Source organism: Stenotrophomonas sp. SMYL86, assembly GCF_036320025.1.
Taxonomy (GTDB): Bacteria; Pseudomonadota; Gammaproteobacteria; order Xanthomonadales; family Xanthomonadaceae; genus Stenotrophomonas; species Stenotrophomonas maltophilia_A.
This window is the reverse complement of the sequence record NZ_JAWIRU010000020.1, coordinates 79,844-87,545: the sequence shown is the minus strand read 5'-3', so window position 1 is coordinate 87,545 and position 7,702 is coordinate 79,844. Positions and strand designations below refer to the sequence as shown.

Here is a 7,702-nt window from a genome sequence, read left to right as displayed (position 1 = left end):
TACATGGGTGAGGGCGCTTTGCTTGCGAAGCACTGCTTCGCAAGCGCCCGAACGCACAGCCGCCAGCGGCTGGGCCGGGCCCCGGAGGGGGACTTGCAGCGTCCCCCGCAACCGGACCCACCCCGCCTACCCACGGATAGTCAGCTGTTGCTGTTGCTCCGGCTGTTGCCTTGCCTTGGCTTGGAGCAGGTGCAGGGCGCAGCCCTGCCGAATTCCCCTCTCATGCTGCGCCGCAGAATGCATTCGGCTGAACCTGCATGCTCTACTTGAATCGATCTAAATCCACGGTCTGGTGGGTCGGGCGTCATTCCAGGGGGAGCTCTCTGCAGGTCAGGGCAGGGCTCAGCGGAACGGTGCCGGACGGCCCCGGCCGTCTGCCTCCGCCTCATCGACTACAGGAACCCGACATGCGTCCAGTGCCGTCCGCTCCCGCCGTCCCAGTGTCCTCGCGCCCGCTGCTGCGCCTGGCCTGCCTGCTCGCACTGTCGTCAGTGCCGGTGCTGCTGCAGGCCGCGCCGGCTGCGCTGGAGCGCGAGGTCAACACCTTCATCGGCAGCAAGGACGACGGCAACACGTTCCCGGGCGCGTCGGCACCGTTCGGCCTGATCCAGGTCAGCCCGATCGGCAGCCACTATTCGGGCTGGCGCTACGACGACGAGAAGATCCGCGGTTTCGGCCACTCCTTCATCTCCGGCGCAGGTTGCTGGGAGCAGGGTGGCCAGGTGTCGGTGCTGCCGGTGACCGGTTCGATCGGTCCCGGCGGCGATTTCGATACCGGCAACGCGAAGAAGTTTGACCACAAGGCCTATGCCGCGTCGTACACGCATGACGGCGAGATCGGCCAGGCGGGCTATTACAAGGTGCGGCTGACCAGCTACGGCGGCATCGATGCCGAGACCACCGCGCGTACGCGTGCCGCGGCCGAGCGCTACACCTTCAGCCAGCGCAGTGGCGATGGCCACGTGCTGGTCAATGTCGGCCAGGCGAACGAGCGCCACTCGGTGATCGGCAGCGTGGTCGATGTGGTCGGCGACCGCGTGGTGGAAGGCAAGCTGGTCACCAAGAGTTTCTGCGGCGGCCATCAGTACACCACCTGGTTCCGCATCGAGTTCGACCGCCCGTTCAAGGCGCATGGCACCTGGGGTGAGGGCGGTGGCCTGCCCGGCGCGCGCCACAGCATGGAAGGCGAGCAGAAGCCGAACGGCGCCTGGCTCAGCTTCGACCTGGCCAAGGGCCAGTCGGTGACGGCGGTCAGCGCGATCTCGCATGTGGACGCCGAAGGCGCGCGCATCAATCTGCGCGCGGACGGCATGCAGGGTGGGGCGCTTCTCGGTTTCGACCGCATGCGCACACTGTCCCAGCAGGCGTGGCGTGAGCAGCTGGGTCGGGTGCGTGTGCAGGGCGGTACGTCCGATGACCGCACCGTGTTCTACAGTGCGGCCTACCACGCGCTGCTGCAGCCGATGACCGGCAACGATGCCGACGGCCGCTATCGCGGCTATGACGATGGCATCCACCGTGCCGATGGCTGGACCTATTACGAGTACTTCTCGCTGTGGGATACCTACCGCGCGCAGAACCAGTGGCTGGCACTGACCCGCCCGGACGTGGCGCGTGACATCGGCCGTACCCTGCTGGCGATCGACGAGCAGGGTGGCTGGCTGCCGCGCTGGGGCTATGCCAACTTCGAGACCAACATCATGACCGGCGATCCGGTCACGCCGTTCATGGTCGACCTGTGGCGCTTCGGTGCGCTCAAGGGCCGTGAATCGCAGGCGTGGGATGCGCTGCGCCGCAACGCGTTCGGCACGCCGCCGCTGAACTCGCGGATGGCCGGCCGTTCCGGCAACCCGACCTACCTGGACAAGGGCTACGTGGTCTACGACCGCGCATTCCCATCCAAGGGCATGGACGTCGATCCGCACCACGGCGGTTCGGCCACGTTGGAATACGCGCTGGCCGACTGTGCGCTTTCGCAGATGGCCGATGGCCTCGGCCACGCGCAGGACGCGGCGACGCTGCGTGAGCGCGGCCGCAACTGGCGCAAGGTGTGGGACCCGCAGGTGCGCGATGCCGAGACCGGCTTCACCAGTTTCCCGCGCCCGCGTACCGAGGACGGCCAGTGGTACACGCCGGCCGATGGCCATTACAGCCCGCGCTCGCACCATGGTTTCCATGAAGGCACGGCGTGGCAGTACCAGTGGCTGGCGCAGCAGGACGTGCCGGGCCTGGTCGAAGCGATGGATGGCCGCGAGCAGGCCGGTCGCCGCCTCGATGCGTTCTTCGCGATGGACGCGCTGCAGGCCGATCCGCTCAATGCCGCCCGCAAGGAGTGGGTGGTCGGGCCGTACAGCTACTACAACCAGTTCCGCTACAACCCGAACAACGAGCCGGACCTGCACTCGCCGTGGCTGTACACGCTGATCGGCCAGCCGTGGAAGACCGCCGCCGTGGTGCGTGCCGCGCAGCAGTTGTTCACCAATGCGCCGAATGGCGTGACCGGCAATGATGACCTCGGCACGATGTCGGCCTGGTACCTGTTCAGTGCCATCGGCGTGTATCCGGCGGTGCCCGGCAGCGGCCAGTTCCTGCTGCACACCCCGCGTTTCAGCAAGGTGGAAGTGGACATGGGCAATGGCCGCACCCTGCGCATCGACGCGCCGGGGGCCGATGGCCGCCGCCTGCAGTACGTGCAGGGTGTGAAGGTCGATGGCCAGGCGCATGCGCCGGTGTGGCTGGATTGGAACCAGCTCCAGCAGGGCCCGCGCCTGCAGTTCGCGCTCGATGCGAAGGCGCCGGAGCAGGGCTGGGGCACGGCGGTGAAGGACCTGCCGGTGTCCTGGTGTGCGGCACCGGGTAGCCAGCTGCGCTGAGACGGACTGTGCCGTTCGCGGTGACCCAGCGAACGGCACGGCACGACAGGGCCCTGATCCATTAGGCTTGAGCCTCCAGCGGAGTCCGGGAAGACGATGAACGACAACGGCAGCAGTCCCAGCAAGCGCGCCGGCAAGGCGGTGACGGTGACCGACATCGCGCGTGCCATCGGCGTGTCACGGGCAACCGTATCGCTGGTGCTGCGCGGCAGCCCGCTGGTCAACGTCGATACCCGCGCCAAGGTCGAGGCCGAACTGCGCCGCCAGCGCTATGTCTACAACCGCGCGGCGGCCAACCTGCGCCGGCGGACCTCGTCGAGCATCGCGCTGGTGATCAACGATCTGTCCAACCCGTTCTTCGCCGAATTCGCATCGGGCGTGGACGAGGCGCTGGGCGGACGCGGTTACGTGACCCTGCTCGGCAGTACCGGTGAATCGCCGGAGCGGCAGCAGGCGGTGCTGTCCACGTTGATGGAGCACACGCCGGCCGGCCTGATCCTGTCGCCGGCCGAGGGCAGCGATACCGCGCTGCTGCGGCAGGCACTAGGTGCCAATGCCAACGTGCTGCTGTTCAACCGCGAGCTGGACGGGGCCGACTGGGATTTCCTGACCCTGGACAACCAGCACGGCGCCTATCTGGCCACGCGCCACCTGATCGAACGCGGCCATCGCCAGATTGCCTTCTTTGGCGGCCACGCTGCATCGAGCTCGTGCCACCAGCGCCGTGCCGGTTTCCAGCAGGCGCTGGCCGAGGCCGGTCTGTCGCTGCCGCCAGGCTGGATGATCGAGTCGGCACCGAACCGCCTGGAAGCCGCAGCGCGCACCGATGAGCTGTTTGCCGATGGCCATCGGCCGAGTGCAGCGGTCTGCTACAACGACACCGTCGCGCTGGGCCTGATGCTGGGCTTGAACTCGCGTGGCATCCGTCCGGGTGGCGACTTTGCCGTTACCGGTTTCGACGACATTTCCGAGGCGTCGGTCGCGGTGCCGCCGTTGACCACGCTCACTGCCGATCCGCGCGAGCGGGGCCGGCAAGCTGCCGCGCTGTTGCTGCAACGACTGGACGAGCCGGATGCGCCGCCACGGCGCACGGTTGCGCCGGTGCAGCTGCGCATCCGCGAAAGCAGTGCCTCACGACCGAACTGATTCCTCCGTACACCCCTTCCACGCAACAACGACCTTCCGCGCATCGAGGCGCGTACCGCATGCCGATCTCCGCAACGCCCCGTCCATCGGGTACCTCCAGCAGCCAGGCGCCGGTCATGAATGTCCGTGCTGCTCTGGCGGTTGCCACCACCATATTCTTCATGTGGGGCTTCCTGACCAGCCTCAACGACGTGCTGATTCCGCACCTGAAGGCGGTGTTCGAACTGAATTACACCCGCGCGATGCTGGTGCAGTTCACCTTCTTCGGCGCGTACTTCCTGATGTCGGTGCCGGCCGGTCGGCTGGTGGCCCACCTGGGCTACAAGAAGGGCATCATCGCCGGCCTGCTGATCGCCGGCGTGGGCGCGCTGGGCTTCTGGCCGTCGGCTGCATTGCGCACCTATGAAGCGTTCCTTGGTTCGCTGTTCGTACTTGCCACCGGCATTACCGTGCTGCAGGTGGCAGCCAATCCCTACGTCGCGCTGCTGGGCCCGGAACAGACCGCATCGAGCCGTCTGACCCTGGCGCAGGCACTCAACTCGTTGGGTACCACGCTGGCGCCGCTGTTTGGTGGTTTCCTGATTCTGAGCACCGCAGTGAAGAGCGGCGACGAGATCAACGCGCTGCCCGTGGCCGAACAGATTGCCTACCGTACCGCCGAAGCGCAGTCGGTGCAGGGCCCGTACGTGGGCCTGGCCATCGCACTGGTGCTGCTGGCAGTGTTCGTCTACCTGTTCCGCCTGCCCAGCCTGACCGAGACAACCGAGCAGGCCGACAGCGGCCACCACACGCTGCTGGATGCACTCAAGCATCCGCACGTACTTTTCGGCGTGCTGGCTATTTTCTTCTACGTCGGTGCTGAGGTGTCCATCGGCAGCCTGATGGTGAACTACCTGGCACTGCCGGAGATCGGCGGCATGACTGAACAGCAGGCCACGCACTATGTGTCGGCCTACTGGGGCTGCGCCATGGTTGGTCGCTTTGCAGGTGCGTGGCTGCTGGCCAAGTACTCGCCGCGCGGCCTGCTGGCCGGATTCGCAGTGGCCAATGTGGTGCTGCTGGGCGTCACGCTGGCGTCGGGTGGCAAGGTCGCGCTGTACGGCATCGTGGCGACCGGTCTGTTCAATTCCATCATGTTCCCGACCATCTTCTCGCTGGCCATCGAACGCCTGGGCCCGCTGACCAACAAGGCGTCCAGCCTGTTGATCATGGCCATCGTCGGCGGCGCGATCATCCCGCTGCTGCAGGGCATGCTGGCCGACCGCATCGGTCTGCACCTCAGCTTCGTGCTGCCGGTGGTCTGCTACGTCTACATCATCTTCTACGGTCTGGTGGGTTCGCGCCCGCCGGCTTCCGCAACGCAGGGAGGCTGAGTCGGAAATGGGTGCCATTGTCTGCTTCGGCGAAATTTTGATCGATCTACTAGCGCAGCCGCCGGCCTCGGCCGATACCCCGCGCGCGTTCCTGCAGTACGCCGGCGGTGCGCCGGCCAACGTCGCGGTGGCGGCTGCGCGGCTGGGGGCGAAGACCCAGTTCGTCGGCATGCTTGGCCGCGACATGTTCGGTGACTTCCTGGCCGACAGTCTGGTCGAGCACGGCGTGGGCACGGATTACATCGTGCGCACCGACGCCGCCAAGACTGCGCTGGCCTTCGTCGCGCTGGATGCCAGTGGCGAGCGCAGCTTCAGTTTCTACCGCCCGCCGGCGGCTGACCTGCTGTTCCGTGACAGTGACTTCCAGGCGGAGTGCCTCGACAGCGCGCAGTGCTTCCACGTCTGTTCCAACAGCCTGACCGAGCCGGCCATCGCCGAGGCGACCTTCGCCGGCATGGAGCGCGCCCGTGCCGCCGGTGCGGTGGTCAGCCTGGACCTCAACCTGCGCCCGGCTCTGTGGCCAGCCAACGAAGATCCGACGCCGCGCCTGTGGCAGGCGCTGGAGCGCGCCGACCTGGTCAAGCTGTCGCGCGAGGAGCTGGATTACCTGGCGGCACCGCTGGGTGCCGATGGCGAGTCAGTGGTGCTCAAGCGCCTTCTGGCCGCGCAGGCGCGCTGGGTCATCGTTACCGATGGTGCGGCCACGCTGCACTGGTACACGCGCGACAACCACGGCACGGTCACCAGCTTCCGCGTGGCCACCGTCGATACCACGGCCGCCGGCGATGCCTTCGTCGGTGGCGTGCTGGTCGGCCTGCTGGAGCGTGGTGGGGCGGGCGCAGGCTTTGCCGCGTTCTGCCAGGACCCGGAGGCGATCACCGCCACGCTGCGCTTCGGCGCCGCCGTGGGTGCGCTGGCTGTTACCCGCAAGGGCGCGTTCGCCGCGATGCCCTCGCTCGATGAAGTGCAGCAGCTGCTGCAGGCCCAGGACATTACCGCATGAGCACCTCGCCCGATTTCCGTTCGCCCGCGTTCCTGCGCGCGCATATCGCCGACACGATGGCGTTCTACCACCCGCGCTGCATCGATCCGGACGGCGGTTTCTTCCACTACTTCCGTGATGACGGCAGCATCTACGATGCCAGCCACCGCCACCTGGTGAGCAGCACCCGCTTCGTCTTCAACTATGCGATGGCCTACCGCGAGTTCGGCAATGCCGAATACCGGGAGGCTGTCGAGCATGGCGTGCGCTATCTGCGCGAGGTGCACCGTAACCCGGCCACCGGCGGTTATGCCTGGACCCTGCGCGACGGCAAGGTCGAGGACGATATGAACCACTGCTACGGCGTGGCCTTCGTGCTGCTGGCCTACAGTTGCGCGCTGAAGGCCGGCATCGAGCAGGCGCGCGACTGGATGGACGAGGCCTGGCAGCTGCTGGAAGCGCGCTTCTGGGAGCCGCAGCACGGTCTGTACAAGGACGAGGCTGACGGCCAGTGGAACTTCACCGGCTACCGCGGCCAGAACGCCAACATGCACATGTGCGAGGCGATGCTGGCCGCGTTCGAGGCCAGTGGCGAGCAGCGCTATGTCGAGCGCGCGCTGCAGCTGGCCGACAACATGACCCGCCGCCAGGCCGCCAAGGCCGGTGGCCTGGTCTGGGAACATTACGATGTGAACTGGGAAATCGACTGGGACTACAACCTGGACGATCCCAAGCACCTGTTCCGCCCGTGGGGCTTCCAGCCGGGGCATCAGACCGAGTGGGCCAAACTGCTGCTGATCCTCGATCGCCACGTGCAGGCCGACTGGCTGGTGCCGACCGCGCAGCATCTGTTCGACGTCGCCATCGCACGCAGTTGGGACGACACCCGTGGTGGCCTGTACTACGGCTTCGCACCGGAATCGCGCCGGCAGCCCGGTATGGACGGCGCCCCGATCGGCGGCGACAGCTTCGTCTGCGACGACGACAAGTATTTCTGGGTGCAGGCCGAAACGCTGGCGACCGCCGCGCTGATGGCCAAGCGTACCGGCGATGACCGCTACTGGCAGTGGTACGAACGCATCTGGGCGTATTCGTGGGAGCACTTCGTCGACTACCAGTACGGTGCATGGTTCCGCATTCTCGATGCCGACAACCGCAAGTACAGCGACGAGAAAAGCCCTGCCGGCAAGGTGGATTACCACACCATGGGCGCGTGCTACGAAGTGTTGAACGTCGTGCGTTGAAGATCGTTCGAATGCAGTAGTGCCAGGCCATGCCTGGCAATCCGAAATCGGTAGCGCCGGGTCACGCCCGGCGGAAAAACAGGA

The 7,702-nt window shown here is 66.7% G+C and carries 5 protein-coding genes; all 5 read left to right on the top strand.

Annotated features, from left to right (window positions below):
• Window positions 1-407: 407 nt before the first annotated feature.
• The 5 genes from V3B64_RS18390 to V3B64_RS18370 all read left to right on the top strand — a co-directional run bounded on the left by V3B64_RS18390 (window position 408) and on the right by V3B64_RS18370 (window position 7,618).
• Window positions 408-2,873, top strand: a complete 2,466-nt coding sequence (locus V3B64_RS18390; RefSeq protein WP_329914662.1) for a GH92 family glycosyl hydrolase — start codon at window positions 408-410, stop codon at window positions 2,871-2,873.
• A 96-nt stretch (window positions 2,874-2,969) separates the two neighbouring features.
• The gene (locus V3B64_RS18385) at window positions 2,970-4,019 is read left to right on the top strand and encodes a LacI family DNA-binding transcriptional regulator (protein WP_032130346.1); all 1,050 of its coding nucleotides are present in this window, start codon (window positions 2,970-2,972) and stop codon (window positions 4,017-4,019) included.
• 59 nt (window positions 4,020-4,078) lie between these two features.
• The gene (gene fucP, locus V3B64_RS18380) at window positions 4,079-5,392 is read left to right on the top strand and encodes an L-fucose:H+ symporter permease (RefSeq protein ID WP_049398498.1); all 1,314 of its coding nucleotides are present in this window, start codon (window positions 4,079-4,081) and stop codon (window positions 5,390-5,392) included.
• A 7-nt stretch (window positions 5,393-5,399) separates the two neighbouring features.
• The gene (locus tag V3B64_RS18375) at window positions 5,400-6,395 is read left to right on the top strand and encodes a carbohydrate kinase (protein WP_032130344.1); all 996 of its coding nucleotides are present in this window, start codon (window positions 5,400-5,402) and stop codon (window positions 6,393-6,395) included.
• Window positions 6,392-7,618 carry an AGE family epimerase/isomerase gene (locus V3B64_RS18370; RefSeq protein ID WP_329914661.1) on the top strand — a complete coding sequence of 409 codons (1,227 nt, stop codon included), beginning with the start codon at window positions 6,392-6,394 and terminating at the stop codon, window positions 7,616-7,618. Before V3B64_RS18375 ends, V3B64_RS18370 begins: the two co-directional genes overlap by 4 nt.
• Window positions 7,619-7,702 lie beyond the last annotated feature (84 nt).

What these genes read in the sequence shown, in the direction of transcription:
- V3B64_RS18385 (WP_032130346.1), top strand. Translation starts at nt 2,970, where the DNA reads ATGAACGACAACGGCAGCAGTCCCAGCAAGCGCGCCGGCAAGGCGGTG.
- V3B64_RS18370 (WP_329914661.1), top strand. Translation starts at nt 6,392, where the DNA reads ATGAGCACCTCGCCCGATTTCCGTTCGCCCGCGTTCCTGCGCGCGCAT.
- fucP (WP_049398498.1), top strand. Translation starts at nt 4,079, where the DNA reads ATGCCGATCTCCGCAACGCCCCGTCCATCGGGTACCTCCAGCAGCCAG.
- V3B64_RS18375 (WP_032130344.1), top strand. Translation starts at nt 5,400, where the DNA reads ATGGGTGCCATTGTCTGCTTCGGCGAAATTTTGATCGATCTACTAGCG.
- V3B64_RS18390 (WP_329914662.1), top strand. Translation starts at nt 408, where the DNA reads ATGCGTCCAGTGCCGTCCGCTCCCGCCGTCCCAGTGTCCTCGCGCCCG.